At 73.0% G+C, this 25,604-nt stretch carries 29 protein-coding genes, 1 pseudogene and 1 riboswitch; of the genes and pseudogenes, 12 read left to right on the top strand and 18 right to left on the bottom strand.

Annotated features, from left to right (window positions below; translation table 11 throughout):
• Positions 1-51: 51 nt before the first annotated feature.
• Positions 52-825 carry a lysophospholipid acyltransferase family protein gene (locus GA0070611_RS08000; RefSeq protein WP_091660114.1) on the bottom strand — a complete coding sequence of 258 codons (774 nt, stop codon included), beginning with the start codon at positions 823-825 and terminating at the stop codon, positions 52-54.
• 164 nt (positions 826-989) lie between these two features.
• Between GA0070611_RS08000 and GA0070611_RS07995 the strand changes: the two genes are divergently transcribed.
• Positions 990-2,402 (top strand): cytochrome ubiquinol oxidase subunit I, encoded by a 1,413-nt coding sequence (locus tag GA0070611_RS07995; RefSeq protein ID WP_197675878.1) that lies wholly within the window; start codon positions 990-992, stop codon positions 2,400-2,402.
• 15 nt (positions 2,403-2,417) lie between these two features.
• Positions 2,418-3,416 (top strand): cytochrome d ubiquinol oxidase subunit II, encoded by a 999-nt coding sequence (gene cydB / locus GA0070611_RS07990; RefSeq protein ID WP_091660106.1) that lies wholly within the window; start codon positions 2,418-2,420, stop codon positions 3,414-3,416.
• Positions 3,417-3,491: 75 nt separating this feature from the next.
• Here cydB and GA0070611_RS07985 read toward each other — a convergent pair whose 3' ends face one another.
• The 7 genes from GA0070611_RS07985 to GA0070611_RS07955 all read right to left on the bottom strand — a co-directional run bounded on the left by GA0070611_RS07985 (position 3,492) and on the right by GA0070611_RS07955 (position 8,132).
• Positions 3,492-4,364: a hypothetical protein gene (locus GA0070611_RS07985; RefSeq protein ID WP_091660101.1), complete on the bottom strand. Its 873-nt coding sequence runs from the start codon at positions 4,362-4,364 to the stop codon at positions 3,492-3,494.
• 9 nt (positions 4,365-4,373) lie between these two features.
• A complete protein-coding gene (locus tag GA0070611_RS31465) occupies positions 4,374-4,598 on the bottom strand; it encodes a hypothetical protein (protein WP_091660098.1) in 225 nt (74 codons plus the stop codon).
• Between the two features lie 156 nt (positions 4,599-4,754).
• On the bottom strand, positions 4,755-5,369 hold the full coding sequence (locus GA0070611_RS07975) for an RNA-guided endonuclease InsQ/TnpB family protein (RefSeq protein ID WP_197675877.1): 615 nt from the start codon (positions 5,367-5,369) through the stop codon (positions 4,755-4,757).
• 138 nt (positions 5,370-5,507) lie between these two features.
• The gene (locus GA0070611_RS07970) at positions 5,508-6,206 is read right to left on the bottom strand and encodes a hypothetical protein (protein WP_091660096.1); all 699 of its coding nucleotides are present in this window, start codon (positions 6,204-6,206) and stop codon (positions 5,508-5,510) included.
• A 66-nt stretch (positions 6,207-6,272) separates the two neighbouring features.
• On the bottom strand, positions 6,273-6,731 hold the full coding sequence (locus GA0070611_RS07965) for a peroxiredoxin (RefSeq protein ID WP_091660092.1): 459 nt from the start codon (positions 6,729-6,731) through the stop codon (positions 6,273-6,275).
• A gap of 63 nt (positions 6,732-6,794) precedes the next feature.
• Positions 6,795-7,244, bottom strand: a complete 450-nt coding sequence (locus GA0070611_RS07960) for a VOC family protein (RefSeq protein ID WP_091660089.1) — start codon at positions 7,242-7,244, stop codon at positions 6,795-6,797.
• A gap of 54 nt (positions 7,245-7,298) precedes the next feature.
• Positions 7,299-8,132: a patatin-like phospholipase family protein gene (locus GA0070611_RS07955; RefSeq protein WP_091660086.1), complete on the bottom strand. Its 834-nt coding sequence runs from the start codon at positions 8,130-8,132 to the stop codon at positions 7,299-7,301.
• Between the two features lie 78 nt (positions 8,133-8,210).
• On the opposite strand from GA0070611_RS07955, the gene GA0070611_RS07950 reads away from it, so the two are divergent.
• Positions 8,211-8,936: an SDR family oxidoreductase gene (locus GA0070611_RS07950; RefSeq protein ID WP_091660081.1), complete on the top strand. Its 726-nt coding sequence runs from the start codon at positions 8,211-8,213 to the stop codon at positions 8,934-8,936.
• A 67-nt stretch (positions 8,937-9,003) separates the two neighbouring features.
• Here GA0070611_RS07950 and GA0070611_RS32575 read toward each other — a convergent pair whose 3' ends face one another.
• From GA0070611_RS32575 to GA0070611_RS07935, 4 genes and pseudogenes are all read right to left on the bottom strand, one after another.
• Positions 9,004-9,090, bottom strand: coding sequence for an MFS transporter small subunit (locus tag GA0070611_RS32575; protein WP_456238054.1), 87 nt, complete (start codon positions 9,088-9,090; stop codon positions 9,004-9,006).
• 63 nt (positions 9,091-9,153) lie between these two features.
• Positions 9,154-9,636: pseudogene (locus tag GA0070611_RS07945) on the bottom strand (hypothetical protein); the annotation flags it as partial.
• Complete coding sequence (locus GA0070611_RS07940; protein WP_091660076.1) at positions 9,633-9,947, bottom strand: hypothetical protein; 315 nt, start codon at positions 9,945-9,947, stop codon at positions 9,633-9,635. The gene GA0070611_RS07940 and the pseudogene GA0070611_RS07945, both read right to left, overlap by 4 nt.
• 74 nt (positions 9,948-10,021) lie before the next feature.
• Positions 10,022-11,692: a recombinase family protein gene (locus GA0070611_RS07935; RefSeq protein ID WP_091660074.1), complete on the bottom strand. Its 1,671-nt coding sequence runs from the start codon at positions 11,690-11,692 to the stop codon at positions 10,022-10,024.
• Between the two features lie 350 nt (positions 11,693-12,042).
• Here GA0070611_RS07935 and GA0070611_RS07925 point away from each other — a divergent pair, with 350 nt between their 5' ends.
• The 5 genes from GA0070611_RS07925 to GA0070611_RS07905 all read left to right on the top strand — a co-directional run bounded on the left by GA0070611_RS07925 (position 12,043) and on the right by GA0070611_RS07905 (position 16,753).
• The gene (locus GA0070611_RS07925; RefSeq protein WP_091660067.1) at positions 12,043-12,510 is read left to right on the top strand and encodes an ankyrin repeat domain-containing protein; all 468 of its coding nucleotides are present in this window, start codon (positions 12,043-12,045) and stop codon (positions 12,508-12,510) included.
• Complete coding sequence (gene pdxY / locus GA0070611_RS07920; protein ID WP_091660063.1) at positions 12,507-13,358, top strand: pyridoxal kinase PdxY; 852 nt, start codon at positions 12,507-12,509, stop codon at positions 13,356-13,358. Before GA0070611_RS07925 ends, pdxY begins: the two co-directional genes overlap by 4 nt.
• Positions 13,359-13,425: 67 nt before the next feature.
• The gene (locus GA0070611_RS07915) at positions 13,426-13,875 is read left to right on the top strand and encodes a helix-turn-helix transcriptional regulator (protein ID WP_091660058.1); all 450 of its coding nucleotides are present in this window, start codon (positions 13,426-13,428) and stop codon (positions 13,873-13,875) included.
• Positions 13,876-13,880: 5 nt separating this feature from the next.
• Positions 13,881-16,250 carry an ATP-binding cassette domain-containing protein gene (locus tag GA0070611_RS07910; RefSeq protein WP_091660055.1) on the top strand — a complete coding sequence of 790 codons (2,370 nt, stop codon included), beginning with the start codon at positions 13,881-13,883 and terminating at the stop codon, positions 16,248-16,250.
• 86 nt (positions 16,251-16,336) lie between these two features.
• Positions 16,337-16,753 (top strand): nuclear transport factor 2 family protein, encoded by a 417-nt coding sequence (locus GA0070611_RS07905; RefSeq protein ID WP_091660051.1) that lies wholly within the window; start codon positions 16,337-16,339, stop codon positions 16,751-16,753.
• A gap of 37 nt (positions 16,754-16,790) precedes the next feature.
• On the opposite strand, the gene GA0070611_RS07900 is transcribed toward GA0070611_RS07905, so the two are convergent.
• Entirely contained in the window at positions 16,791-17,387 is a 597-nt protein-coding gene (locus tag GA0070611_RS07900) for a hypothetical protein (RefSeq protein ID WP_231921363.1), read from the bottom strand.
• A gap of 80 nt (positions 17,388-17,467) precedes the next feature.
• Between GA0070611_RS07900 and GA0070611_RS07895 the strand changes: the two genes are divergently transcribed.
• The 3 genes from GA0070611_RS07895 to GA0070611_RS07885 all read left to right on the top strand — a co-directional run bounded on the left by GA0070611_RS07895 (position 17,468) and on the right by GA0070611_RS07885 (position 20,494).
• Positions 17,468-18,463, top strand: coding sequence for a tyrosine-type recombinase/integrase (locus GA0070611_RS07895; protein WP_091660047.1), 996 nt, complete (start codon positions 17,468-17,470; stop codon positions 18,461-18,463).
• 32 nt (positions 18,464-18,495) lie between these two features.
• Complete coding sequence (locus GA0070611_RS07890) at positions 18,496-19,521, top strand: hypothetical protein (RefSeq protein WP_091660042.1); 1,026 nt, start codon at positions 18,496-18,498, stop codon at positions 19,519-19,521.
• A riboswitch (ZMP/ZTP riboswitch) is annotated at positions 19,520-19,601 on the top strand. (Overlaps the previous gene by 2 nt.)
• Positions 19,602-19,615: 14 nt before the next feature.
• Entirely contained in the window at positions 19,616-20,494 is an 879-nt protein-coding gene (locus tag GA0070611_RS07885; protein WP_091660038.1) for a bifunctional 5,10-methylenetetrahydrofolate dehydrogenase/5,10-methenyltetrahydrofolate cyclohydrolase, read from the top strand.
• On the opposite strand, the gene GA0070611_RS07880 is transcribed toward GA0070611_RS07885, so the two are convergent.
• The 4 genes from GA0070611_RS07880 to GA0070611_RS07865 form a co-directional block, all read right to left on the bottom strand.
• The gene (locus GA0070611_RS07880; protein WP_091660034.1) at positions 20,400-21,524 is read right to left on the bottom strand and encodes an alpha/beta hydrolase; all 1,125 of its coding nucleotides are present in this window, start codon (positions 21,522-21,524) and stop codon (positions 20,400-20,402) included. The genes GA0070611_RS07885 and GA0070611_RS07880 overlap by 95 nt on opposite strands.
• Entirely contained in the window at positions 21,499-22,488 is a 990-nt protein-coding gene (locus tag GA0070611_RS07875) for a hypothetical protein (RefSeq protein WP_091660029.1), read from the bottom strand. Before GA0070611_RS07875 ends, GA0070611_RS07880 begins: the two co-directional genes overlap by 26 nt.
• 173 nt (positions 22,489-22,661) lie before the next feature.
• Positions 22,662-23,138 carry a GNAT family N-acetyltransferase gene (locus GA0070611_RS07870; RefSeq protein ID WP_091660027.1) on the bottom strand — a complete coding sequence of 159 codons (477 nt, stop codon included), beginning with the start codon at positions 23,136-23,138 and terminating at the stop codon, positions 22,662-22,664.
• 86 nt (positions 23,139-23,224) lie between these two features.
• The gene (locus tag GA0070611_RS07865) at positions 23,225-24,004 is read right to left on the bottom strand and encodes an endonuclease/exonuclease/phosphatase family protein (protein WP_091660022.1); all 780 of its coding nucleotides are present in this window, start codon (positions 24,002-24,004) and stop codon (positions 23,225-23,227) included.
• Positions 24,005-24,180: 176 nt separating this feature from the next.
• On the opposite strand from GA0070611_RS07865, the gene GA0070611_RS07860 reads away from it, so the two are divergent.
• Positions 24,181-24,954 carry a sulfite exporter TauE/SafE family protein gene (locus GA0070611_RS07860; RefSeq protein ID WP_091660017.1) on the top strand — a complete coding sequence of 258 codons (774 nt, stop codon included), beginning with the start codon at positions 24,181-24,183 and terminating at the stop codon, positions 24,952-24,954.
• A gap of 10 nt (positions 24,955-24,964) precedes the next feature.
• Here GA0070611_RS07860 and GA0070611_RS07855 read toward each other — a convergent pair whose 3' ends face one another.
• Entirely contained in the window at positions 24,965-25,564 is a 600-nt protein-coding gene (locus GA0070611_RS07855; RefSeq protein ID WP_091660013.1) for a malonic semialdehyde reductase, read from the bottom strand.
• Between the last annotated feature and the right edge of the window lie 40 nt (positions 25,565-25,604).

The raw sequence follows: 25,604 nt of genomic DNA, 5'->3' as shown, positions 1-25,604 counted from the left end.
CTCCGCGTACCTGTGGTGCGGCTCCTTACCCGTCCCGGCGGCGGCGATGCGTCAGCCGGCGGGCCGGCGATGGGCCCGGCTGGTGTCGAGCGGGCGGCCGGGGTCGACGTGCCGGGGCCGGTCGGGTTCGTCGGGCCGCAGCGGGGCCAGGTCGTCGGTGATCGCGTCGATGATCCGGTCGGTGGCGCGCCGGGCCGCGCCGGGGGTGCCGGGGTGCAGGTCGCGCAGGGCCACCGGGGCGCCGAAGTGCACCTTGATGACCGGGCGGCGCACCAGCGCCCGGGCCACGCCGCGCAGCAGGCCCTTGGGCGCCCGGTACGGCAGCACCTCGTGCGAGCCCCACTGGGCGACCGGCACCACGGCGGCGCCGCTGGCGAAGGCGAGCCGGGCGGTGCCGGTCTTGCCCCGCTCGGGCCACATGCCGGGGTCCAGCCCGATGCGTCCCTCGGGGTAGACCAGCACGACCGAGCCGCCGGCCACGGCGGCGGCGGCGTTCTCCAGCGCCTGGTGCACGGAGGTGGTGCCGCGGTCGACGCGGATGTGCCCGGCGTGGCGCATCAGCGCGCCGAGCACCGGGGTGCGGAACAGCCCGCCGGTGGCCATGATCCGGGGGGCGACGCCGCGGGCCCGGCAGGCGGCGGCGAGGACCACCGGGTCGAACGGGCTGATGTGGTTGGCGGCCAGCACGAGCGGCCCGTGCCGCAGCGGCTCCGGCACGTCGCCGCTGACCTCCAGGCGGCCGAGCAGGCCGACGGCGGCGCGGGCGAGTACCTGGGCGGCCCGCCAGAACAGTGGCGCCCGCCAAGGGGTGATCGGGGTGTCCATCAGTGCTGGATGGTCGCACGTGCCCGGGGTCCGGCGGGCACCGGAGTCCGGGTGATCAGGGTCATTGGTCCCGGGTCGGATCGGGCCCTGCGGCCCTGCCGATTCTTCTACGACGCCGAGTAGTATTTACTACGTCTCGTAGTATGCACAGCTGGGGGTTTCAGGTGGACGCGTTGGACGTCGCCCGTTGGCAGTTCGGTGTCACCACCGTCTACCACTTTCTCTTCGTGCCGTTGACCATCGGCCTGTCCGTGCTGGTGGCGATCCTGCAGACCATGTGGCACCGCACCGGCAACGAGCGCTACCTCAAGCTCACCAAGTTCTACGGCAAGCTCTTCCTGATCAACTTCGCGATGGGGGTGGTCACCGGCATCGTGCAGGAGTTCCAGTTCGGCATGAACTGGAGCGACTACTCCCGCTTCGTCGGCGACATCTTCGGCGCGCCCCTCGCGATCGAGGCCCTGGTCGCCTTCTTCCTCGAATCCACCTTCATCGGCCTGTGGATCTTCGGCTGGGACCGGCTGCCCAAGCGGCTGCACCTGGCCTCGATCTGGGCCGCCGCGATCGGCACCAACCTGTCGGCGTACTTCATCCTGGCCGCGAACTCGTTCATGCAGCACCCGGTCGGCTACCGGTTCAACCCCACCACCGGCCGCGCCGAGCTGACCGACTTCTTCGCCGTGCTCACCAACAAGGTCGCCCTGATCACCTTCCCGCACACGCTGGCCGGGGCGTTCCTGGTGGCCGGCTCGCTGATCGTCTCGGTCGGCCTGTGGCACGTCATCCGCAACCGCGACAGCGCCGACACCGACGCGTACCGCTTCGCCACGAAGTTCGGCTCCTGGGTGGTCCTGGTCTCCTCGGCGCTGGTGCTGCTCACCGGCGACATCCAGGGCAAGATCATGACGGATGTGCAGCCGATGAAGATGGCCGCCGCCGAGGGCCTCTACACCACCGAGAGCCCCGCCTCGTTCTCCGTGCTCACCGTCGGCAGCCTCGACGGCAGCCGCGAGGTCTTCGCCATCAAGATCCCGTACCTGCTGTCCTTCCTCGGCACCGGCGACCCGAACGGCACCGTGCAGGGCATCAACGACCTGCAGGCCCAGTACGCCGCCCAGTACGGCGCGGGCAGCTACACCCCGATCATCCCGGTCACCTACTGGAGCTTCCGGTTCATGATCGGCCTCGGGCTGGCCGCCGCCGCGATCGCCCTGATCGTGCTCTGGACCCAGCGCAAGGGCCGCACCCCGCGCAGCAAGTGGCTGCTGCGCGCCGGCCTGGTCATGCCCGCGCTGCCGCTGCTGGCCAACTCCTTCGGCTGGATCTTCACCGAGATGGGCCGCCAGCCCTGGATCGTCTTCGGCGAGATGCTCACCCGCAACGGCGTGTCCCGCACCGTCTCGCTGACCGAGGTCCTCACCTCGTTCACCGCCTTCACCCTGATCTACGCCACCCTCGCGGTGATCGAGTTCAAGCTGCTGGTCCGCTACGCCAAGGCCGGCGTCCCCGACGTCACCCCGGTCCCCACCGACGACGACACCGACGACGCCGAGCGCCCGCTGGCGTTCGCCTACTGATCCCCGGAGCCCATCGTGGAACTGACCACCATCTGGTTTCTGCTCGTGGCGGTGCTCTTCACCGGCTACTTCATCCTCGAAGGCTTCGACTTCGGCGTCGGCATGCTGCTGCCGGTGCTCGGCCGCGACGACCGGCAACGCCGCGTCCTGATCAACACCATCGGCCCGGTCTGGGACGGCAACGAGGTCTGGCTGATCACCGCCGGCGGCGCCATGTTCGCCGCCTTCCCCGAGTGGTACGCCACCCTCTTCTCCGGCTTCTACCTGCCGCTGCTGCTGATCCTGCTCGCCCTGATCGCCCGCGGCGTCGCCTTCGAGTACCGGCACAAGCGCCCCGAGGCGTCCTGGAAGCGCCGCTGGGACGCGGCGATCTTCTGGGGTTCCCTGCTGCCGGCGGTGCTGTGGGGCGTCGCGTTCGCCAACATCCTGCGCGGCGTGCCGCTCGACGCCGACCACGAGTACGTCGGCGGCCTGCTCGACCTGCTCAACCCGTACGCCCTGCTCGGCGGGGTGACCACCCTGGGCCTGTTCCTCACCCACGGCGCGGTGTTCATCGCCCTGAAGACCACCGGCGACATCCGCGAGCGCGCCGGCGCCCTGGCGGTCAGGCTCGGCGTGGGCACCGCCGTGGTGGCGGTGGCGTTCCTGAGCTGGACCTTGACGATCCGCTCCAGCGCGGCCGCCGTCGTGTTCGCCGTCGGCGCGGCGCTGGCCCTGCTCGGTGGTCTCGCCGCCGCCCGGGTACGCCGCGAGGGCTGGGCGTTCACCGGCACCGCCGTGGCCATCGCCCTGGCCGTGGCGACCCTGTTCGCGGCGCTGTTCCCGAACGTGATGCCGTCGACCCTGGACGCCGCCGGCACGCTGACCGCCAGCAACGCCGCGTCCACCCCGTACACCCTGAAGATCATGACCTGGGTGGCGGTGGTGTTCACCCCGATCGTGCTGGCCTACCAAGGTTGGACGTACTGGGTGTTCCGCCGCCGAATCGGGGTACAGAACATCCCGCAACACTGATGAGCCTGCGGGCGCGGGTGACGCGGGGCCGGTGCGAGGGGGTCGCACCGGCCCCGCGGGGTGTCCGGGGGAGCGTCAGCCGGTGGCGCGCTCGTCGGCCCGCCGCCGGCCCGAGCTGTCCGGGTCCTCCGCGTGCAGTGGCTGCTCGTAGCGCCGGGGCGGGCGACCCCGTGCGGCGTCGTACTGCGCTCGCAGGTCCGCCGCCCGACGCGCCAACCCCGCCACGTCCACGCCCGGCCGGTACAGCGACGCCCACAGCTCGTCGTCGAGTCGGACGGCCGGCGCCTCCCACGGTGCCGCCGGCTCGGGTTCGACGCCGTCGCGCACCTCCGCGTCGCGATACGCGGCCTCCGCCCGGGCCCGCGGCCCCAGCAGCTCCGTGACCCACCGCAGCGGCCACTGCTCCAGCGGCACCGCCCATGGCCGGGTCCGGCCGATCCGCGCCACCCCCAGCGCCCGCACCAGCGCGAACAGCAGGTCATCGGCCACGACGGGCGGTTCCCGCCGCAGCAGGGCGTGCAGCGTCGTGCCGTCCGCGCGCAAGCCGGCCGCCGTCGACCACGCCACCAGTTCGGCGACCACCTCGTCGACGCCGCGGCCCGCTGGCGCCGGCATCCCGCGCGGCTGGTGCCGGTACACCCCGCACGGCCCGTCGGTGTCCCACAGGTGGGTCAGCGGCCCCACCCCGGTGGGCGTCGCCGCCACCATGACCGCGCAGTCGCCGTCGCTGACGTAGGCGGCGAGAACGGGCTGGCCCGTCGACGCGGTGAGCGCCCGCGCGGGGGCGAGCAGATCCGGTGGGTCGTGCACGCCGGTGGTCTCCACCGACTGCCAGCCGTCGCCCAGCTCCCGCACCCACCGGTGCCGGTACCCGAACCCGTCGATGCCGTCCTGGTCGACCAGCAGCCCGTCGGCGCGGGCCACCACCACCGTGCCCCAGTAACCCACCCCGGCAGCCTAGGGGCGCACACCGACCGGCGTGCGCCCCCAGGCGGCGCTCACATCAGGTGACCGGCCGGGTTGGCGGCCGGCACGACGATCCCGGCCAGGGCGGCCCGGGCGGTAGCCGCCGTCGGCGTACGTCTCGCCGGGCAGGGCCCGCCCGACCAGTCCCGGGTCGGGCAGGGAGTCGAAGAGGTGTTCCTCGCTCGCGCGCAGCGGGCGGATGACCAGGTCGGTCACGCAGAAGGTCCTTCCAGGAAGGGGATGCGCCCCCCGGTTCAGGAACCCGGCGTCCTCGCGGTCGGGTGAGAGCGTATGACAGTCGTCGGTGCCATGGCGCTCACCTCCCGTGCGGTCTCGTCGAGGACGTGGCGGAACCTTGACATCCTCTCCGCCCTAAAGGGCGGAGATTCCCTCCACGCTGCGTGTGGAACACGCAAGGTCTGGGTGGGTTACCGCTTCTCTGCGCGCTGCCGGCACGGGTGCTGGTCTTCTGTGCGCTCCACGGTCGTTTGAGTTGTCCGCCTGTCCGGCGGCCAACACGTTGATCGCGGCGTTGACGTCCCGGTCGTGCGCTGCCCCGCAGGGGCAGTCCCACGACCGCACGTTCAGCGCCATCTTGGCGTTGATGCAGCCACACGCCGAGCACATGCGGGTCGACGGGAAGAACCGGTCCACCCGGGCGAAGGCGCGCCCGTGCCGGGCGGCCTTGTACTGCAACATCGCCGTGAACGACGCCCAACCCGCGTCGTGCACCGATTTCGCCAGCCGGGTCCGGCCGAGGCCAGCGACGCACAGATCCTCGACGGACACCGCTTGGTTCTCGCGGATGATCGTCGTGGAGAGTTTGTGCTGCCAGTCTCGTCGGGTGTCGGCCACCCGGGCGTGCGCCCGAGCGACCTTCACGACGGCCTTCTTCCGGTTGGCCGAACCCTTCTGCTTGCGCGAAAGGGCCTGCTGCAGCCGCTTGAGCTTGCGCGCGGCCCGACGCAGAAACTTCGGCGCGGTCACCTTCGTACCGTCGGACAGCACTCGGGCCTTGACGGCCCTCCCAGCGCGGGCCTTCACCCCCGCCCTCAAGGGCGGAGCACTGGCCCGCACCCCGGTAGCAGCCCGCCCCCGCCTCGACCCAGCCGATTGTCTTCCCCGTCAGCGGGCCTCGCGCAGCTCCGCCAGCCGCGCCTCGATCTCCGCCAGCTCCGCGCGCAGCTTCTCGGCCTGCTGTTCCGCCTCGGCCCGCTCCGAGGCGAGAATCTGCTCCACCGCCTCCTGCACCCCGGGCACGTCCACCAGCGCCACCATCCGCAACGCCTCCGCCGGCTTCACCACGTACGGCTTCGCCAGGGCCTTCGCGCCCTGCTGCGCGGCCACCGTCCACTCGCCCTCGGCGTACGCCAGGGTCACCGTCAGCCCCGGCGGCGTCTTCGGCTTCGCGGCCTTCACCGCCCGCTTCGCCGGCCGCGACTGCTCCTGCGGCTCCGGCTGCTGCTGCTCCACCTTCGGCTCCTCCCGACGCGGCGCGGGCACCCGCGGCGTGTCCAACACGAACTCCGGCTCGACCGGTGCCGGCGGCACCACCTCCGGCTGCGGCTTCGGCTCCGCCGCCCGGCGCCCCGCGCCCTTCGGGGCGATCGCCACGTCGGCGGGGGAGAAGGGCAGCTCGTCGCGGCCGAAACGCACCACCACGAACTCCTCGGACTGCTCGGGATCGGTCAACTCCACCACCTGCCCGAGCTGGCCGGCCATCTGACCCGCCGCGGCCGTGAACACCACCCTCGGCTTGCGGCCCGCCGCCAGCGCCTCCCGGATACCCTGCACCTCGTCAGTGGACAAACCCTGGCCCGCCATCACGCCCTCTTCCGTACACCTGTTTGATTGCAGCCTTGATACCAGGCGACTACGACGAACGGAAGATCAACCCCCCAGGGCGCGCAGCGCCTCGTCGGCGTGCTCGTTCATGCTCAACTCGCTGTGCACCACCGCCAGCACCCGCCGGTCCGGCCCGATCACGAAGGTCATCCGCCGGGTGCTCAACGGCCCCAGCGGCAGCCGCCGCCGCACCCCGAACGCGTCGGCCACCGCCCCGTCGACGTCGGACAGCAGCGGATAGTCGAAGCCGTGCCGGCGGGAGAACTCGGCCTGCCGGTCCACGCTGTCGCGGCTGATCCCCACCCGCTGCGCCCCGACCGCCGCGAACTCCGCCGCCAGGTCACGGAAGTGGCAGCTCTCCGCCGTGCAGCCCCGGGTCATCGCCGCCGGGTAGAAGAACAGCACCACCGGACCGGCCGCCAGGAACTCCGACAGCCGGCGCGGCGTGCCGGTCTCGTCCGGCAGCGTGAAATCCTCGACCAGGTCACCGACACTGACACCCACCGCGTACCCCCACCCTCGACGTCGACGCGGTGAGCGTAGCGGCCCGCCGGGCGGCGGGGCGCGTCACTGTACGCAGAACTCGTTGCCCTCCGGGTCGGTCAGCACCACGTGGTCGGTGCCCGGCTCGCTGACCTGGCGCACCACCGTGGCGCCCAGCCCGCGCAGGCGGGCCACCTCGGCGTCGCGCCGCTGCGGCCCGGCGTGCACGTCCAGGTGCAGCCGGTTCTTGCCGGTCTTGGGCTCCGGCACCTGCTGGAACAGCAGCCGCCGGCCCAGCCCGATCCCGGTGCCGTCCTGCACCGGGTCGTCCGGGTGCCGCACCGCCTGCAGGGTGCGCAACGCCGGCCGGCCGGCCACCGTCACCACCGCCTCCTGCGGCAGCGCGCCGGCGGCGGACAGCCGCTGCACGAGCGCGCTGTTGTCCTCCACCGTGTAGCCCAGCGCGGCGGCCCAGAACGCGGCCTGCGCGTGCGGATCCGCGCAGTCGATCACCAGCTTCCAGTGCAGTGTCATCCGCCCAGCATGCCGGCCGGGACTGACATCCTCCGTCAGGTACGCCCCCGCGGGTCAGGCCCACACGGCCGCCACCTGGTCGGCCACCGCCGTCGCCTGCGCCAGGCCGGCCCGCGCGGCCCCGGCCCGCCGCGCCGGGTCCAGCACGTTACGCCCGATCGCCCGCCGCGACGACCGGTCCGGCGACACCACCGCCACCCGCGTCCCCGCCGCCCGCAACGCCGCCACCTGCGCCGACAGTCGCGGCATCGGCCCGAACCCGGCGGTCACCGGCGCGAGCACCAGCACCGCGTCCGCGCCCGCCGCCAGGTCCGCGTTCACCGCCGAGCGCACCCCACCGTCGACGTAGCGGCGCGCGCCGATCGTCACCGGCGGCCACACCCCCGGCACCGCGCAGCTCGCCCCGACCGCGTCCAGCAGCGACACCCCGCTGTCGGCGTCGAAGACCACGAACTCACCCGAGGCCGCATCCACCGCCGTGACCAGCAGCCGTCGCGCCGGCCACCGCGCGCCCGCCAACCGGGCCGCCAGCACCGCCCGCCGCGACTGCTCCGACGGGGTACGCGCCGCCAGCGCCATCGCGCCCACCCGGGCCCGCGCCCGCACCGCGTCGCCGCCGCGGGCACCGGCCCACGCCCACCGCAGCAGCACCCCCGCGCCGAGGCGGGCCGGCAACTCGGCGCGCGGTGGCCGCAGCTGCGCCTCGTACGACTCGCGTACCGGCGTGCCCGAGCACAGCTGCGCGCCGACCACCGAGCCGGCCGACGTGCCGACCACCAGGTCGGCGTCGGACACGTCCACGCCCCGCCCGGCCAGCCCCGCCAGCAGCCCCCACTCCCAGGCCACCCCGGTCACCCCGCCGCCACCCAGCACCAACGCCCGCGTCATGGTGTGACCGTCCTCTCCACCGCACCGACCTCCCGGCCACGGTAACGTCACCGGCACCACCGGGGCAGGGGAGAGGCATTGACCGTCACCGTCGTCACCGGCGGCAGCCGGGGTATCGGCGCCGCCACCGCCCGGCGTCTCGCCGCCGCCGGCCACGACCTGGCCATCGGCTACCGCCGTGACCACGACGCCGCGGCGGCCGTCCTCGCCGACGTGCACGCCGCCGGGCGCCGGGGCGTCGCCGTGCCCGCCGACACCACCGACCCCGCCCAGGTCGCGCGCCTCTTCGACGCCGCCGCCGACCTGGGCGCGCTGACCGGCCTGGTCAACAACGCCGGCGTCACCAGCCCGATCGGCCCGTTCACCGAGCTGCGCCCCGACGACCTGCGCGCCGTCGTCGACGTCAACCTCATCGGCTACGTCCTCTGCGCCCAGCAGGCCGCCCGCCGGATGAGCCACGGCGGCGCGATCGTCAACGTCTCCTCCGCCGCGGCCACCCTCGGCAGCCCCGGGGAGTACATCCACTACGCGGCGGTCAAGGCCGCCACCGACACCCTCACCGTCGGCCTGGCCAAGGAACTCGCCCCGCACGGCATCCGGGTCAACGCCGTCGCCCCCGGCATCATCCGCACCGACATCCACGCCCGCTCCGGGGTGCCCGACCGCGCCGAGCGCGCCGCCGGGCGCATTCCGCTGGGCCGCGCCGGGGAACCCGACGAGGTCGCCGCCGCCATCGCGTTCCTGCTCGGCGGCGACTCCTCGTACACCACCGGCGCGGTGCTGCGCATCTCCGGCGGCCTCTGACCCTCGCTCTGTCCGCGCTTCGGCGTGACTCGGGACGAGGCCCGGGCCACGCCGAAGCGCAGCCGGCTCAGCCGGTGAACAGCTTCGCCGCCGTGATCAACGTCTGCACCACCCCGTAGACCAGCAGCGCCGACACCACCAGCCACGACACCACCAGCCGGACCCGCTGCCGCCGGCCAACGCGTCCGTCATCCGTGACACCACCGGCCGCCTTGCGCGGCGCGGGCGGGACCGGGCGTGCTGCGGGCGGCGGCGGTGCGTACGCCCGGACCGCCTCGGGCGGCGCGGCGGCCCGCCGGGCGGTCGCCGGGGCGGGGGCGAGCGGGCGGGCGAAGATCAGCTTCACGAGCGCCATGAACGCCAGCGCCGGCACGGCGGACAGCAGCCATCCCGAGAGGCCCGGCTTCGCTACGGCGAGCTGCGCGGCCAGTGACAGGCCCCCCGCCCCGATCAGGAGGGCGAGCGGGTAGCCGACCGGGGCGGACGCCCGGCGGCGTCACCGGATCTCCAGCAGCGCCGCGACCGGGACTAGCTCGGACACCACGGCGTTGACCCAGCCGAAGGCGTCCGGGGCACCGGCCGGCGTGTTGGTCATGGTCCAGTCGTGGACGTGTGTAAACGACGCCCAGCCGGACGCGCCGCCGACAATGAGCAGGATCGGGACCAGTAGCGCCGCCTCGGCGCGCTCGGCGCGGCTCACGCGGCACCGCCCAGGACCTCGGCGAGGGTCACAACCGGAACGGCGTACAGCGCGGCGTAGACGCCCTCGGGGAGGCCCTCCGCCCCGGGCAGGGTCACGACGGCGTCAGCGGCGCGGGCGGCGTCCATGTCCTCGGCGACGACGGCGACCAGGTCGTCAGCGTCGACCGTCTCTGCGGCGGTCGCCGGGGTGACCAGGAAACCGGCGGCGGCCAGGGCGGCGGCAGCGGCGGCCAGGGCGGCGGCCAGGGCGGCGGCAGCCTGCGTCGGGGCGGTGATGTAAGCGCGGGGCTGGGTAGGGTTGTGGGTCATGGCGGAAGCTCCGTTTCCGTCTAGGGCCTTGGTCGGCGGTGGAGTCGCTTACCGGGGCCCGCCTTAATTGGGGGCTACTGGTCTTCCGAGGGCCGGACCCACTCGATAGACACGCGGGACTCAATCGGCGGTCGGGTCATGCCGGGCGGTGCCTTCTGGACGGTGATCGCGCGGACGAACAGGGCGACGAACGCGCGCCGTTCGGAGACCGGGGCTCGGACCCACCAGGACCCCGGACCAATCGGATCCTGGCCCGGTTCGCCCAGCCACTCGCCGATCGGGAGAAGGGGCGTCGCGGTGGCGTCGATCGCGGTCAGTTGCTCGGTCAGGACCTCGATACGCGCGGACAGGGCCTTCTGTGCGTCCAAGAAGCGCCGCTGACCGACCTTCCCGGAGTACCCGCCCTGTTCCCGGTCGTCGTACAGGCGATCCAGCGCGCGTTCGGCGTCGTCCAGTTCGCCTGCAATCGCGCCCCGCTTCGCGGCGTTCGCCGGGTCGGCCGAGGCGAGTCCGAAGAGTCGGGCGGCCTCGGCGAGGACGTCCAGGGTTCCCGGGTCATCCTCAGCGGTGGCGATCAGGGCGAAGATCCGGCGGGCGACGTAGTCGTCTAGCGCGTCCATGGAGACCGTGCAGTCGTTCGCGTGCTGGCCCGGCCGGCGCAGACCACGGGGCCGGGCGCACCGGTACGCGGACCGGGACCTCTGGCCGCTGGCTCGGTGGGATTTTAGGATCGCCCCGCATTCGCAGTACAGGACGCCGAGGGAAGACAGGAGGGACTGAATCCCGGTGGGGACAGGGGCGGCACCGGGGCGACCGTCTAGCCGGGCCTGTAGGGCGTGCCAGGTCTCGGCGTCGATGATCGCCGGATGCGCGACGACCGGGGCCCCGTCAGCGTCCCGGATGATCCGGTAACCGGCGACGTTCGCCGACTTCTGGCCGTTAGGGCGCGTCGCGTAGATGATCTCGGCGGAGTACCCGCAGAGGCGCGGGTCCCGCAGGATGCGGTTAAGGGTGTGGGCCCACCAGGCGGACCCGGCCGTGTTCTTCCCGGTCGTCCCGCCCCGGGTCGGAACCTGGTCGCGGTTCAGTTCGGCGGCGATGCTGGCGAGGGTGGTCGGTTCGTCGTCCATCATCCGGGCGACCATGCGCCGGATGACGGCGGCTTCGTCCTCGCGGACGGTGAGGGTTTTGATCGCGATCGGTCGGCCGTCGGCGTTCGGGCGGACCTCGGACGCCAGGGCGAAGCCGTAGGGCGGCTTCCCGGATACGTACCCGCCAAGGGCGCGGGCGGCGGCCTTGGCGCCCCTGACGGCGGCGCTCTTGTTTTTCGACTCACTGTGAGCGGCGTCCAGCCGCATGATCAGGTGGATCAGGTCCATAAGGTTGCCCTTACGAAATTCGCCCTCCATCACGCTGATGATCGTGATTCCGCGGTTCAGGAGGTCGGTCACGACAGGGATCGCATCCAGCGGGTCCAGGCGAGACAGTCGCGACACGTAGTAGACGATGATCGTGTTGATCTTTCCCGCATGACAGTCAGCGATCAGCCGGTCAAACGACGGGCGCTCGGCCCCGCTGAACGCGGAAATGCCGATGTCTTCGTAGCTGCCGGCCCACGTCGCGCCCAATTGGTCGGCGCGGGCCCGGTTGGCTTCCCGCTGGGTTGCGGGCGATGCTTCGGACTTGTTCTCACGGGCGCGCGACTGGCGGACATAGCCAGCGGCCCGGGTCTGAAACGGTGACATGCCGAGGACTGTGGCGCCCACAACAAGAATCCTTGTACACGCTGGTCGCGTAGACCTGCCCGATACACAGGTGAATCGCCAACGCCGCCGGCGGGATCAGCCAACGGCTGTACCCCGGCGGCGCGACGGTGTGCCGACGATCGAGTGCGGAAAGCATCGTTGCTTCCTCTCCGGAAGATGGCGGAAACCACCCGCCACATGCCCACCCCGCCCGCACACCCCAAACCCGTCGCGCGCCCGACGGTCGAAACCCTGAGCCGAACGGTCCCGGCGCACACCCAGCGCCACCACACCACACCGCTGCGCCACCCCAACCGACAGCCCGACGCACCCGTCCTACCCTGACGACCGTGAACAGGCGACAGCGCAAAAAACTCACCGGGCGCCTGATGGCGGCGCTGCTCCACGAAGACGCGACGGCCGCCGACGCCCTCCTGCGCCGGGGCGCGGACCCCGACACGCCCGACCGCGACGGCACCACCCCGCTCTACCAGGCGTCTGTGCACGGCGCGGTCGACCTCGTGCGGCTCCTGCTCGCCGCCGGCGGCGCCCCGGACACCGCGAGCGGGCACGGCCAGCAGGGCACGCCGCTGTGCGCCGCGGCGGCCTGGGGCCACACCGACGTCGCACGGGAACTGCTCGCCCACGGCGCGGACCCGAACCGTCGCGAGGACCGGGGAACCGGCCACTCGCCCCTGGACTGGGCGCTACGCGGCGGCCACCGCGAGACCGCCGACCTGCTGATCAGCGCCGGAGCCCGCCGCGCGCCCCTGGTCCGGCCGCCCGCCGACCCGGCGGATGCGACGATGGGCGGGTGAAGATCCTGTCCATCCAGTCCTCGGTCGCCTACGGCTACGTCGGCAACTCCGCCGCCGCCTTCCCGCTGCAACGCCTCGGGCACGAGATCTGGCCGGTGCTGACCGTGCACTTCTCCAACCACACCGGCTACGGCGCGTGGCGCGGCCCCCTGCTGGCCCCGACCGACGTCGCCGACGTGATCACCGGAATCGAGGAACGCGGCGTCCTCGGCGACGCCGACGCGGTCCTCTCCGGCTACCAGGGCGACCCCGCCGTCGGCGCGGTCATCCTCGACGCCGTCGACCGGGTCAAGGCCGCCAACCCCGACGCCGTCTACTGCTGCGACCCGGTCATGGGTGACGTCGGCCGCGGCATGTTCGTCCGCCCCGGCATCCCCGAATACCTGCGCGACACCGTCGTGCCCCGCGCCGACATCGTCACCCCCAACCAGTTCGAACTAGAGTTCCTGGCCGGCCGCCGCACCGACACCCTCACCGACCTGCTCGCCGCCGTCGACGTGGTACGGGCCACCGGCCCCCGGCACGTGCTGGTCACCAGCGTGCTGCACGGCGACGTACCGCAGGGGTCGCTGGAGGTGGTGGCCGTCTCCGACGAGGGCGCCTGGGCCGTCACCACCCCGCTGCTGCCGATCAGCCCCAACGGCGGCGGCGACGTCACCGCCGCCCTCTACCTCGCCCACCTGCTCAGCACCGGCGAGCCGGCCACCGCCCTGGAACGCACCACCAACACCGTCTTCGCGATCTACGAGGCCACCCTCACCGCCGGCACCCGCGAGCTGCGACTCGTCGCCGCCCAGGACGCCATCGCCGACCCGCCGACCCGGTTCACCGCCCGCCGGCTGCGCTGACCCGACCACCGTGCGCCGGCGTGGCACGCCACGCCGGCGCGGGCCGGTACGTGGCACGATCGGTCAGGTGAGCAGCACATCCGCCGAGGCGCAGCGGCTGGCGGACCTCGCGCGGCTGCGCCGGGTCCGCGACCGCATCGACCGGGAGTACGCCCAGCCGCTGGACGTCGAGGCCCTCGCCCGGGCCGTGCACCTGTCCGCCGGTCACCTGAGCCGGCAGTTCCGGCTGGCCTACGGCGAGTCGCCGTACGCGTACCTGATGACCCGCCGCGTCGAGCGCGCGATGGCCCTGCTGCGCCGCGGCGACCTGAGCGTCACCGAGGTGTGCTTCGCGGTCGGCTGCTCCTCGCTCGGCACCTTCAGCACCCGCTTCACCGAACTCGTCGGCGTCCCGCCCAGCGTCTACCGCGCCCAGGTCGCCGACACCACCGGCGGCCCACCCGCCTGCCTCGACAAGCAGGTCAGCCGGCCGATCAGGAATCGAGAAGACCGCGCCTCCCGGACCCCACTAGCGTGAGCGCCATGTCCTCACCGTCAACGCCGCACGTCGCCGACAGCCACGACCTGATCCGCGTGCACGGCGCCCGCGAGAACAACCTCAAGGACGTCGACGTCGAGATCCCCAAGCGGCGACTGACGGTGTTCACCGGCGTCTCCGGCTCGGGCAAGAGCTCCCTGGTCTTCGACACCATCGCCGCCGAGTCCCAGCGGATGATCAACGAGACCTACAGCGCCTTCGTGCAGGGCTTCATGCCCACCCTCGCCCGACCCGACGTCGACGTGCTGGAGGGGCTGACCACCGCCATCATCGTCGACCAGGAGCGGATGGGCGGCGACGCCCGCTCCACCGTCGGCACCGCCACCGACGCCAACGCCATGCTGCGCATCCTGTTCAGCCGCCTCGGCCAGCCCCACCTCGGCTCACCGCGGGCGTTCTCCTTCAACATCCCGTCGGTCAGCGGCGCGGGCGCGATCACCGTGGAGCGCGGCGGGCGCACCGTCAAGGAACGCCGCAGCTTCACCGTCACCGGCGGCATGTGTCCGCGCTGCGAGGGCCGCGGCACGGTCACCGACATCGACCTGTCCCAGCTCTACGACGACAGCAAGTCCCTCAACGAGGGCGCGCTCACCGTCCCCGGCTACAGCGTCGACGGCTGGTACGGGCGCATCTTCACCGGCTGCGGCTACTTCGACCCGGACAAGCCCATCCGCAGGTTCACCCAGAAGGAACTGCACGACCTGCTCCACAAGGAACCCACGAAGATCAAGGTCGACAACATCAACCTGACGTACGAGGGCCTGATCCCCAAGATCCAGAAGTCGATGCTCAGCAAGGACGTCGACACCCTCCAGCCCCACGTACGCGCCTTCGTCGAACGCGCCGTCACCTTCACCACCTGCCCGGACTGCGCCGGCACCCGACTCAACGAGGGCGCCCGCTCCTCGAAGATCAACGGAATCACCATCGCCGACGCCTGCGCCATGCAGATCAGCGACCTCGCCCAGTGGGTCCGCGACCTCGACGACCCCTCCGTCGCCCCACTGCTCACCGCACTGCGGCACACCCTCGACTCGTTCGTCGACATCGGCCTCGGCTACCTCAGCCTCGACCGCCCCTCCGGCACCCTCTCCGGTGGCGAGGCCCAACGCACCAAGATGATCCGCCACCTCGGATCCTCACTCACCGACGTCACCTACGTCTTCGACGAACCCACCATCGGACTGCACCCCCACGACATCCAACGGATGAACGACCTGCTGCGCCAACTGCGCGACAAGGGCAACACCGTCCTGGTCGTGGAACACAAACCCGAGACCATCGCCATCGCCGACCACGTCATCGACCTCGGACCCGGCGCCGGCACCGACGGGGGACAGATCGTCTTCCAGGGCACCGTCGACGCCCTGCGCACCAGCGGCACCCTCACCGGCCGCCACCTCGACGACCGCGCCCACCTCAAGCCAGGCGTCCGCACCCCCACCGGCACCCTGCCGGTACGCGGCGCCGCCACCCACAACCTGCGCGACGTCGACGTCGACATCCCCCTCGGCGTCCTCGTCGCCGTCACCGGCGTCGCCGGCTCCGGCAAGAGCTCACTCATCCACGGCTCCGTCGCCGACCGCGACGGCGTCGTCACCGTCGACCAGAGCGCCATCCGCGGCTCCCGCCGCAGCAATCCCGCCACCTACACCGGACTGCTCGACCCCATCCGCAAGGCCTTCGCCAAGGCCAACGGCGTCAAACCCGCCCTGTTCAGCGCCAACTCCGAAGGCGCCTGCCCCACCTGCAACGGCGCCGGCGTCACCTACACCGACCTCGGCATGATGGCCGGCGTCGCCACCACCTGCGAGGAGTGCGACGGCAAACGCTTCCAGGCCGCCGTCCTCGAACACCACCTCGGCGGCCGCGACATCAGCGAGGTCCTCGCCATGCCCGTCACCGAGGCCGAGACGTTCTTCGGCACCGGCGAGGCCCGCACCCCGGCCGCCCACACCATCCTCGGCCGCCTCGCCGACGTCGGACTCGGCTACCTCACCCTCGGCCAACCCCTCACCACCCTCTCCGGCGGCGAACGCCAACGCCTCAAGCTCGCCACCCGGATGGCCGACAAGGGCACCGTCTACGTCCTCGACGAGCCCACCACCGGCCTGCACCTCGCCGACGTCCGACACCTGCTCGCCCTGCTCGACCGACTCGTCGACGCCGGCCGCTCCGTCATCGTCATCGAGCACCACCAGGCCGTCATGGCACACGCCGACTGGATCATCGACCTCGGACCCGGCGCCGGCCACGACGGCGGCCGGATCGTCTTCGAGGGCACCCCCGCCGACCTCGTCGCCGCTCGCTGCACCCTCACCGGCGAACACCTCGCCGCCTACGTCGGCGCCTGACCCGGGGGAGCGGCCGGGGCCGCGCCCGACCGCTCGACGCTCTACCGTCGAGCCGACAACGCCCGTCCGACGAAAGGGGTCACGCGATGGCCACCACCGCACGCGAGGTCGTCACCGAACTGCTGCGCGCCGGCCGCGACGCGGACATCGACACGTTCGTGGCGCTGATGGCACCCGACGGTTACCTGGAGTGGCCGTACCGGCCGCCGGGCGTGCCCGAGCGGATCCAGGGCCGCGCCGCCATCCGCCGGCACCTGACCGAGACGGCCGGGGGATTCGTCCGGTTCGACGCGTACCACGACGTCGTGCTGCACGAGAGCACCGACCCGGAGGTGGTCATCGTGGAGTACGAGGCCCGGGGCATCCTCGTCGCGACCGGCGCGCCGTTGCGGCAGCGGGTCATCGCGGTGTTCCGGGTCCGCGACGGTCAGGTCGTGTCGTACCGCGACTACGTCAACCCGCTGCCATTGATCGAGGCGCTGAAGAGCGTCCAGAGCGCCTGAGCTGCCCGACCTTCAAGGTTCGATAATCTACATTATGTCAAGTTGACGTTGTCGAACCCTCCTCCGGCAACGCCAGCGGGGCGGTCACCGCGAAGTCCCGGTCGACGGCGGCGACCAGAGCCGCCGCCGTCGCACCGACGTCGTACGCCCACCGGTCGAGCCGGCCCAGGAAGCCGACGAGGTCGGCCTGCGCGCCGAGCAGCAGCCGCGCCAGCTCGGCGCGCGTCAGGTCGACGTACGGGCCGCGCCGCTCGGCTCCGCCGTGCTGCCACACCCGGAGCAGGTCGCCGTGCGGCGTGATCTCCGGCCACGGGTCGTGTCCCAGCCAGGGCGCACCACCGGTGAGGACATCCGCCCACTGTCGCCAGTCCTCCAACCCGGCGCAGCATCCGGGTGACACGGTGGCGCCGGTGGCGCTGTCGTGCAGCCGCAGCCCACCGGCCACGATCAGCATTTCCTCGCGCAGCAGGGCCGCCACCGCGTCCCTCGGCCCGGCCGGTGCCTCGACGTCGAGATAGGCCACGAGCGCCTCCACGAACGCCTCGACCTCCTCCGGCGGGCAGGCGCCGTGCAGGGTGAGCCAGCGGTCCGGCCGGCGGCCGGGCAGCTCGACGACGGGTCGCAGAGTGATCATGCGGTCATCTCACCCTGTCGGCCCACTCCCCTGCCACCCCGACACTGTCGCGAACCCGAAAATCATGCATAATATCCCTTATGCATGACAAAACGGGCGAATCGGTGGGACGGTTGATCGAGGAGTTCCTGACCGACCGGGCCACCCGCAAGCCCTCCCCGCACACCCTCGCGGCGTACCGGCGGGACCTGACCACGGTGGCCCTGCTGACCGGCCCCGGCGAGGCCACTCCCCTCCCCCTCGACCAGGTGCCGGTCACCGCCCTGTCCCCCCGGGTCATGCGGGCGGCGTTCGCCCGGTTCGCCGCGCCCCGGGCCGCCGCCTCCGTGCACCGCGCCTGGTCCACCTGGAACAGCTTCTTCAGCTTCCTGGTCGCCGAGGGCGTCGTGCCCGGCAACCCGATGCCCGCGGTCGGTCGTCCCCGCGCCCCGCTCCCCCGGCCCAAGCCGTTGCGCGGCGAGGACACCCCCGAGGAGTTGCTGGCCGCGGTGGCCCGGGAGCAGGGCCGGCAGCGCGATCCGTGGCCCGAGCGTGACCTGGCGGTGCTGGCGCTGGCGCTCTGCGCCGGGTTGCGCCTGTCAGAGCTGCTGGCGCTGCGGGTGGCGTCGGTGACCGGACGGGCCGGCGAGCGGCGGGTGGACGTGGCGGGCAAGGGTGGGCGGCCGCGGACGGTGCCGATCGAGGCGGGGCTGGACCGGGTGCTGGTGGGCTATCTGGACAGTCGGCGGCGGCGGTTCGGGGCGCGCAGCGTGCGGCCGGATTCGCCGTTGCTGGTCGACCGGCGGGGTGAGCCGTTGCGTCGGGGTGGGCTGCAGTACCTGGTGGAGTCGTGTTACCGGCGGGCCGGCATCGGTGACCGGGTGCCCCGGGGCGCGCGGCTGCACGCGTTGCGGCACACGTTCGCGACGCGGTTGGCCGAGGACGGGGCGAGCGCGGCGGAGATCATGCGGTTGCTGGGGCACGCGTCGTTGGCGTCGTCGCAGACGTACATCGAGGTGACGGCGGGTCAGCAGCGGGCGGCGGTGGCGTCGAACCGGACCAACCGGGTGTTGGCCGGGTTGGTCGGTCCGGTCTGACGTGGTCGTCGGTAGGTGGCAGCATCGGCCGGATGCGGGTGGGTGCGGCGCGGGCGGTGGCGGTCGACTGGGTACGCGAGCGGGCGCGGCGGGATCCGTCGGTGCAGGGGGCGTTCTTCAGCGGCTCGACGGTGGGGTTGCCGGACGAGGCGGTGCTGCCGGTGTCGTCGGACGTGGACGTGCTGCTGGTGCGCGACGGTCCGGGGGTGAAGCTGGGCAAGTTCCGGCACCGGGGGGTGTTGCTGGAGGTCAGTGAGGTGTCCTGGGCGGACCTGGGTACGCCGGAGGACGTGTTGGGGTCGTGGGTGTTCGCGCCGATGTTCCGGACGGACACGGTGATCGTGGATCCGACGGGCCGGCTGGGGGCGGTACGGGAGCGGGTGTCGGCGTGCTATGCGGACCCGGTGTGGGTGCGGCGGCGGTGTGCGGGGGTGCTGCGGCGGGTCGAGTCGGGGTTGGCGGGGCTGGTCGATGCGGGGCCGTTGCACGAGCAGGTGTTGGCGTGGATCTTCCCGACGTCGGTGTTGGCGTTGCTGCCGGTGGTGGCGGCGGGGTGGGATCCGACGGTGCGGCGGCGGTACGTGCGGGCGCGGGAGGCGTTGACGGCGTGCGGGTTCGGTGCGCGGTATCCGCAGCTGTTGGCGTCGCTGGACGGTGGTGGGGTGGGTCCGGGGCGGGTGCGGGAGCATCTGGCGGCGTTGGCGGTGACGTTCGACGAGGCGGCGCGGGTGGCGCGTACCGGGTTCGCGTTCAGCGCGGATGTGACGGCGGTGGGGCGGCCGGTGGTGGTGGACGGTGGCGCGGAGCTGGTGGCGGCGGGTGCGCACCGGGAGGCGATGTTCTGGGTGGTGGTGACGTTCGCGCGGTGTCACGCGATCCTGGCGGTGGACGCGCCGGAGCGGGAGCGGGTGTTGCGGCCGGCGTTCGAGGCGGCGGTGGCGGATCTGGGTGTGGGGTCGGCGGCGCTGCGGCGCGGGCGGTCGGCGGCGGTGCTGGGGTCGTTGCCGGGGTGGGCGGCGGTGGCGGATGCGGTGGTGTCGCGGGGTGTGGCAGGCTGAGCGGGGACGCGACTGGCGGCACGGGGATGGGTGAACCATCGGGGAGCTCGTCGCGGGGGTCGACCGCCTGGGCCTCCGCGGTCGAGGGTGGGTCATGTCTTCTTCGGGTGCGACGGCGCGGTTGTTGCCGGGTGGGCCGGTGGCGCAGCAGGTGTTGGCGGAGGTCGCCGAGGGTGTGGCGGCGTTGCGCGCGGCGGGGGTGACGCCGGCGTTGGCGACGGTGCTGGTGGGTGACGACGACGCGAGCGCGGGCTACATCCGGATCAAGCAGCGGCAGGCGGCGGAGTTGGGTTTCGCGTCGCCGCACGTGCATCTGCCGGCGTCGGCGTCGCAGGCGGATCTGCATGCGGTGCTGGCGGACTTCAACGGGGACTCCGGGGTGCACGGGGTGTTGGTGCAGCATCCGATTCCGGGGCATCTGGACTACGACCGGGCGTTGGCGGTGCTGGATCCGGACAAGGACGTCGACGGGATGCACCCGGTGAACATGGGTCGGCTGGCGTTGGGGTTGCCGGGTCCGTTGCCGTGTACGCCGGCGGGTATCGAGGCGTTGTTGGCGTTTCACGGGGTGCCGGTGGCGGGTCGGGAGGTGGTGGTGCTGGGTCGGGGTGCCACGTTGGGGCGGCCGTTGGCGATGTTGTTGGCGCAGAAGCGGCCGACGGCGAACGCGGCGGTGACGGTGGTGCACACCGGGGTGCCGGACTGGGCGCGGTACACGCGGCGGGCGGAGATCCTGGTGGCGGCGGCGGGGGTGCCGGGGATCGTGCGGCCGGAGCATGTGCGTGCGGGCGCGGTGGTGGTCGGTGGTGGGGTGCGTTACGAGGGCCGGCGGTTGTTGCCGGATGTGGACGAGTCGTGTGCCGAGGTGGCGGGGGCGATCACCCCCCGGGTCGGTGGGGTCGGTCCGACGACGGTGGCGATGTTGTTCCGGAACGCGGTGCGGGCGGCGCAGCGGGCGGCCGGGTTGGGGTGAGGTCGGTGCGGGGGCGGCTGAGCCAGGTGGAGAGCCAGTCGAAGGCGGTGGCCTCGACGGCGCGCCAGGTGGCGGGGTTGTGGCCGCCCCCGTCGATGTAGCTGGTGGTGAGGGTGATGGGTGCGCCGGCGAGGTGGCTGAGGGCGCGGGTGTCGCGTAGCGCGTGGTGGTCGGTGCGGCCGCAGGACAGGTAGAGGGCGACGGCGGGGCGCGGGAGGTGGCGTAGCCGCCAGAGGTCGTCGTTGACGGTGTGTTCGCTGCCGTCGCCGACGGTGATGCCGGGGTCGGCGTAGCCGGAGAGGCTGGCGGCGGCGGCGTACCGGTCGGGGTGTTTGAGCAGCAGGTTGGTGGCGCAGTAGCCGCCGGCGGAGAGTCCGGTGAGGCCCCAGGCGTTGCGGTCGGCGCGTACGCGCAGGTGGGTGGTGGCCCAGGCGGGTACGTCGGTGGTGAGGAATGTTTCGGCGTGGGGGCCGTGGACGAGGTCGAGGCATTCGGTGTCGAGCATGGTGTCGGGGGTCTGGTAGGGGAAGAGCACGACGGTGGGTGCCATCCGGCCGGCGGTGATCTCGCGGTCGAGGTGGGCGGGGGCGTCGAGGCTCTGCAGCCAGCCGGCGGGTGAGCCGGGGTAGCCGTGCAGGGTTTCGATGACGGGGAAGCGTTGGTCGGGGTGGGTGTCGTAGGCGGCGGGCAGGTAGACGTACATGGGCAGGTTGAGGCCGCTGGCGGTGCCGGGGACGGTGACGGTGACGACGCGGCCGTGGTGGCCGTCGCCGGTGCCGGCGGCGACGGCGCTGGTGGCGGTGTCGGGGTGGCCGAGCAGGTCGGACCAGGTGGTGTAGGTGGCGCTCTGCCGGTTGGCCCAGCTGAGGCCGGCCAGGGCGGTGGTGGCGAGGCAGAGCAGCGCGGTGCCGGCGCGCACGGTGTGCCGTTGCCAGCCGGTGCGGGTGTCCCAGCAGGCGGCGAGGAGGGTGGCGGCGGCGACGGCGAGCGCGGCCGCGGTGAGTTCAGCGGGAAGGCTGTCGGGTGACATGGCTGCCTGCCGTCGTGGTCGTGGTGATGGTGGTGGTGGGGTGGGGCCGGTGGGGGTGGTGTGGGCGCGGTGCGGGTGGGATGAGCGGGGCGGGCGCGGCCAGTGGCGGTGGGGTCTGCTGGCAGGCCCAGCGCAGCGCGGCGGGCAGGGCCCGGCCTGGGCCGCCGGGGTCGAGGCGGGTGGGGTGTCGGCCGGTGGTGGGGCCGGTGGCGGCGACGGCTTCGCCGGTGGGCAGGTCGGGGCCGGGGGCGGGTGGGGTGCGGGTGTCGTCGACGAGGGCCAGCGCCGGGTAGCGGTCGGGGGCGGCGTGCACGACGGCGTGGGCGAGGTTCTGGCGGCGGGTGGTGGTGACCAGGGCCCAACTGTGGCCGGTGACGCGTAGGTCGCGGGTGAGGCTCAGGGGTAGCGCGCCGGCGAGGACGCCGGGTTCGACGGTGTCGGCGGGGTGGGTGAAGACGAGGATGGCGGGGCCGGCGGCGGTGGTGGCGCGGGCGGCGTCGCGTTCCTCGGCGGCGCTCCAGCGGTCGTCGTCGGCGGCGACGACGACGGCGGGGTAGCGCCAGTCGGGGTGGCGTAGGTAGCCGGCGGGTACGACGACGGTGGGCGCTTCGGTCAGCTGCCAGTTTTGCCAGCCGGTGGGTTTCCAGGCGAAGGTGCTCGGGGTGTCGGGGTCGGTGTCGTGGTGGGCGAGCCACCGGTCGAGTCGTCCGGGTCGTTCGTCGTGGCCGGTGCTGGCGTGTGCGCCGCTGTCCAGCAGGTCGGTCCAGGAGGTGTAGAACTGCTCCTGCCGGTTGACGGCCAGGCCGAGGGTGAGCAGGGTGAGCGTCTCGGTGAGCAGGATGGCGGTGACGCGCAGCGGCAGCCGGGCGCGGCGGGCGCGGCGCCAGGTGTAGGCGGTGGCGCAGGCGAGGGCGATGGTGGTGGCCGCGGCCAGGGCGAGCAGCGGTATGCCGGTGAGCGACACCTGTGGTCTCCCGTCGTCGCGCCCATCGTCACCCCGGGGTCGGTGCCGGCGGCGGGGAACGGCGCAGCCGGTGGGGTGGCTGCGCTGATGATGCGGGCCGTGGCTGTGGATTGACCGGGTGGTGGCTGACAGTCGGCTGTACGGTCGTGGCGGGGGTCGGCGTGCCGGCCGGGTCAGGGGGCGGTGAGTGCCTTGCGGAACAGGACCATGTCGTCGCCGGCCTGGTAGTAGTCGCGTACGCGGGCTTCCTCGTGGTAGCCGCAGGCCAGGTAGAAGGCGCGGGCGGCGGCGAAGGCGGGTGTGGCGGACGTCTCGACGAGCAGCAGCCTTTGGTCGCGGGCGCGCAGGTCGGTCTCGACGGCGTGCAGCAGGCGGGCGCCGAGGCCGTGGCGGTGGTGGTCGCGGGCCACGCCGATCATGGTGAGTTCCCAGGTGCGGTCGGTGGCGGGCCGGGGCTGGTAGTAGGCCACCGCGACCGGCTGTCCGTCGTGTTCGTCGACGAGGCAGGTGTGTCCTTCGTCGGCGCCGGTGGTGAAGTGGTCGGCCATCATCTGCTCGACGATGCCGGCGTCGTCGGCGGTGAACAGGCCGGCGTCGACGGCGAGGGCGACGACCGCGGGGGTGTCGGCTGGGGTGACGGTACGGATCATCGGGTCACCTCGGTGCGGGCGGGGTGGCGGGCGGGTCGCAGGTGAATGTACGCGCCGGCGCTCGCCCTGGCGGCGGTGTGGGTGGGTCAGCCGAGGTCGACGACGAGGGGCCGGTGGTCGGAGATCACCGAGGGTGGGGTGTCGACGGCGGTGACGGGTGGTAGCCGGTCGTGGCCGTGCCGGTCGGCGAGGATGTGGTCGAGTTGGACGCGGGGTTGTCCGGCGGGGTAGGTGGGGCGGCGGCCCAGCGGCCGCCAGCGTGACAGCAGGGCGGCGGGGCCGGCGGGCAGGTTGAGGTCGCCGAGCAGGATGCGGGGGGCGGGCAGCGCGCGCAGGGCGCGTACGACCCGGCGTAGTTGCAGGATGTTCCAGCCGGGGACGAAGGACAGGTGGGTGGCGGCGACGGTGAGGGTGCCGTGGGGGGTGTCGAGGACGGCGGCGAGCACGACGCGGGGTTCGTCGCGCAGCAGCACGAGTCCACCGCCGGGTCCGGGTACGTAGATCGGGGATCTTACGGGCGCGGGGCGTAGCCGGGTGACCTGCCAGGTGCGTACGGGGTAGCGGCTGATCAGGCCGATGCCGTAGAGGGGTTCGCCGTGGCCGTCGTCGTCGTGGGTGAGGGGGCGGAACTGTTCGCCGGGGGTGCCGACGACGGCGGCGGCGAAGCGGTGCGCGGGGGCGTCGAGGGCGCGTGCGGCGATGGCGGTGAGGTCGAGGTTGCCGCTGCGGGTCTGGTCGCGGTCGACCTCCTGCAGGGCGAGCACGTCGGCGTCGAGGGCGGTGACGGCGGCGCTGAGCCGGTCGGGGTCGACGAGCCCGTCGGTGAGGGATCGACCGTGCAGCAGGTTGAAGGTGGCCAGGCGCACCTGCCCACCCTACGTCCGCGTGGCAGGCTTGCCGGGTGCTGAAGGCGTTGCTCTGTTCGGTGCTGGTGTTCGTGGCGGTGGCGTGGGTGGGTCTGTGGCTGCGGCGGCGGCGTGGCCGGTGAGTCTGGCCACAGGGTGGCTCGTGGGCGTGCCGGTGGTGGGAAGAATGGCGGCCCGTGGATCCTCTGTCGCTGAGCACCCTGTTGGCCGCGGCCGCGGTGGCGGGCTGGGTGGACGCCGTGGTGGGCGGCGGTGGGCTGTTGTTGCTGCCGGCGTTGCTGGTGGCCGCGCCGGGGGTGCCGGTGGCGACGGCGTTGGGCACGAACAAGCTGGCGGCGATCTTCGGTACGTCGACGGCGGCGCTGACGTACGCGCGGCGCACGAAGCTGGACTGGGCGGTGGCGGGTCCGGCGGCGGGGCTGGCGGTGCTGACCGCGGGTCTGGGGGCGGCGTTGGCGGGGCTGGTGCCGGCCGGGGCGTACCGGCCGGTGGTGCTGGTGGTGCTGGTGTCGGTGGCGGTGTTCGTGCTGACCCGGCCGCGGTTGGGCACGGTGGCGCAGCCGGCGCGGCGTACCCGGGCGCGGATCGCGGTGGCGGTGGCGGTGGCCGGGTTGGGTGTCGCCCTGTACGACGGTCTGATCGGTCCGGGGACCGGGACGTTTCTGGTGTTGGCGTTCACCGCGCTGGTGGGGGCGGATTTCGTGCACGCCTCGGCGATGGCGAAGGTGGTCAACGCGGGCACGAACCTGGGGGCGCTGGTGGTGTTCGCGGCGACCGGTCACGTGTGGTGGCTGCTGGGTGCGGCGATGGCGGTGTGCAACGTCGCCGGAGCCGCGCTGGGCGCGCGGATGGCGCTGCGGCGCGGCTCCGGCTTCGTGCGGGTGGTGCTGCTGGTCGTGGTGCTGGCGTTGGTGGCCAAGCTGGGCTACGACCAGTGGTCGGCGCGGTGAGCGGTGCGGCTCAGGCGTGCCGCACGACCTCGTCGTAGTCCAGGCGCGGCAGGCGCGGGAACCAGGCGTCGGGGCCGGGGTGGCCGATGTTGACCACCAGCAGGGACCGCCAGCTGCTGTCGGCGAAGAACTCCTTGTCGAGGCCGTCGGCGTCGAAGCCGGCCATCGGGCCGGCGGCCAGGCCGGCGGCGCGGACGCCGAACAGCCAGTAGCCGATCTGCAGGGTGGCGTTGAAGCGGGCCATCCGCTCACGGGCGACGGGGTCGGCGGCGAGGCCGTCGCGCATCTCGGGGCGGATCGGGAAGACCCGCGGGATGGTGTCGTGGAAGTCGGTGTCGGCGGCGAGGACGGCCACGACGGGGGCGCTGGCGGTCTTGGCGCGGTTGCCCTCGCTCATGTGGGCCAGCAGCCGCTCGCGGGGCTCGCCGTCGCGGATGATCAGCACCCGCAGGGGCTGGGTGTTGGCGGCGGTGGGCGGGTACTTGGCGAGTTCGAAGATGGCGCGCAGCTGCGCGTCGCTGACGGGCTCGTCGGTGAAGGTGTTGGCGGTGCGGGCGTCGGTGAACAGCTGGGCCTGCGCGTCGGGGTGCAGGGTGATCAGGTCGCTCATGGGGGTCCTCGCTCGACGACAGCCACTCCCACCACGGGAG

It is taken from the genome of Micromonospora auratinigra, from assembly GCF_900089595.1.
GTDB lineage: Bacteria > Actinomycetota > Actinomycetes > Mycobacteriales > Micromonosporaceae > Micromonospora > Micromonospora auratinigra.
This window is presented reverse-complemented; position numbering and strand designations above follow the sequence as displayed.

What these genes read in the sequence shown, in the direction of transcription:
- GA0070611_RS07855 (WP_091660013.1), bottom strand. Translation starts at nt 25,564, where the DNA reads ATGAGCGACCTGATCACCCTGCACCCCGACGCGCAGGCCCAGCTGTTC.
- GA0070611_RS08000 (WP_091660114.1), bottom strand. Translation starts at nt 825, where the DNA reads ATGGACACCCCGATCACCCCTTGGCGGGCGCCACTGTTCTGGCGGGCC.
- GA0070611_RS07970 (WP_091660096.1), bottom strand. Translation starts at nt 6,206, where the DNA reads ATGGCGGGCCAGGGTTTGTCCACTGACGAGGTGCAGGGTATCCGGGAG.
- GA0070611_RS07870 (WP_091660027.1), bottom strand. Translation starts at nt 23,138, where the DNA reads ATGATCCGTACCGTCACCCCAGCCGACACCCCCGCGGTCGTCGCCCTC.
- GA0070611_RS07885 (WP_091660038.1), top strand. Translation starts at nt 19,616, where the DNA reads ATGTCTTCTTCGGGTGCGACGGCGCGGTTGTTGCCGGGTGGGCCGGTG.
- GA0070611_RS07955 (WP_091660086.1), bottom strand. Translation starts at nt 8,132, where the DNA reads ATGACGCGGGCGTTGGTGCTGGGTGGCGGCGGGGTGACCGGGGTGGCC.
- GA0070611_RS07880 (WP_091660034.1), bottom strand. Translation starts at nt 21,524, where the DNA reads ATGTCACCCGACAGCCTTCCCGCTGAACTCACCGCGGCCGCGCTCGCC.
- GA0070611_RS07935 (WP_091660074.1), bottom strand. Translation starts at nt 11,692, where the DNA reads ATGTCACCGTTTCAGACCCGGGCCGCTGGCTATGTCCGCCAGTCGCGC.
- GA0070611_RS07890 (WP_091660042.1), top strand. Translation starts at nt 18,496, where the DNA reads ATGCGGGTGGGTGCGGCGCGGGCGGTGGCGGTCGACTGGGTACGCGAG.
- GA0070611_RS07910 (WP_091660055.1), top strand. Translation starts at nt 13,881, where the DNA reads ATGTCCTCACCGTCAACGCCGCACGTCGCCGACAGCCACGACCTGATC.
- GA0070611_RS07960 (WP_091660089.1), bottom strand. Translation starts at nt 7,244, where the DNA reads ATGACACTGCACTGGAAGCTGGTGATCGACTGCGCGGATCCGCACGCG.
- GA0070611_RS07905 (WP_091660051.1), top strand. Translation starts at nt 16,337, where the DNA reads ATGGCCACCACCGCACGCGAGGTCGTCACCGAACTGCTGCGCGCCGGC.
- GA0070611_RS07895 (WP_091660047.1), top strand. Translation starts at nt 17,468, where the DNA reads ATGCATGACAAAACGGGCGAATCGGTGGGACGGTTGATCGAGGAGTTC.
- GA0070611_RS07940 (WP_091660076.1), bottom strand. Translation starts at nt 9,947, where the DNA reads ATGACCCACAACCCTACCCAGCCCCGCGCTTACATCACCGCCCCGACG.
- GA0070611_RS07900 (WP_231921363.1), bottom strand. Translation starts at nt 17,387, where the DNA reads ATGATCACTCTGCGACCCGTCGTCGAGCTGCCCGGCCGCCGGCCGGAC.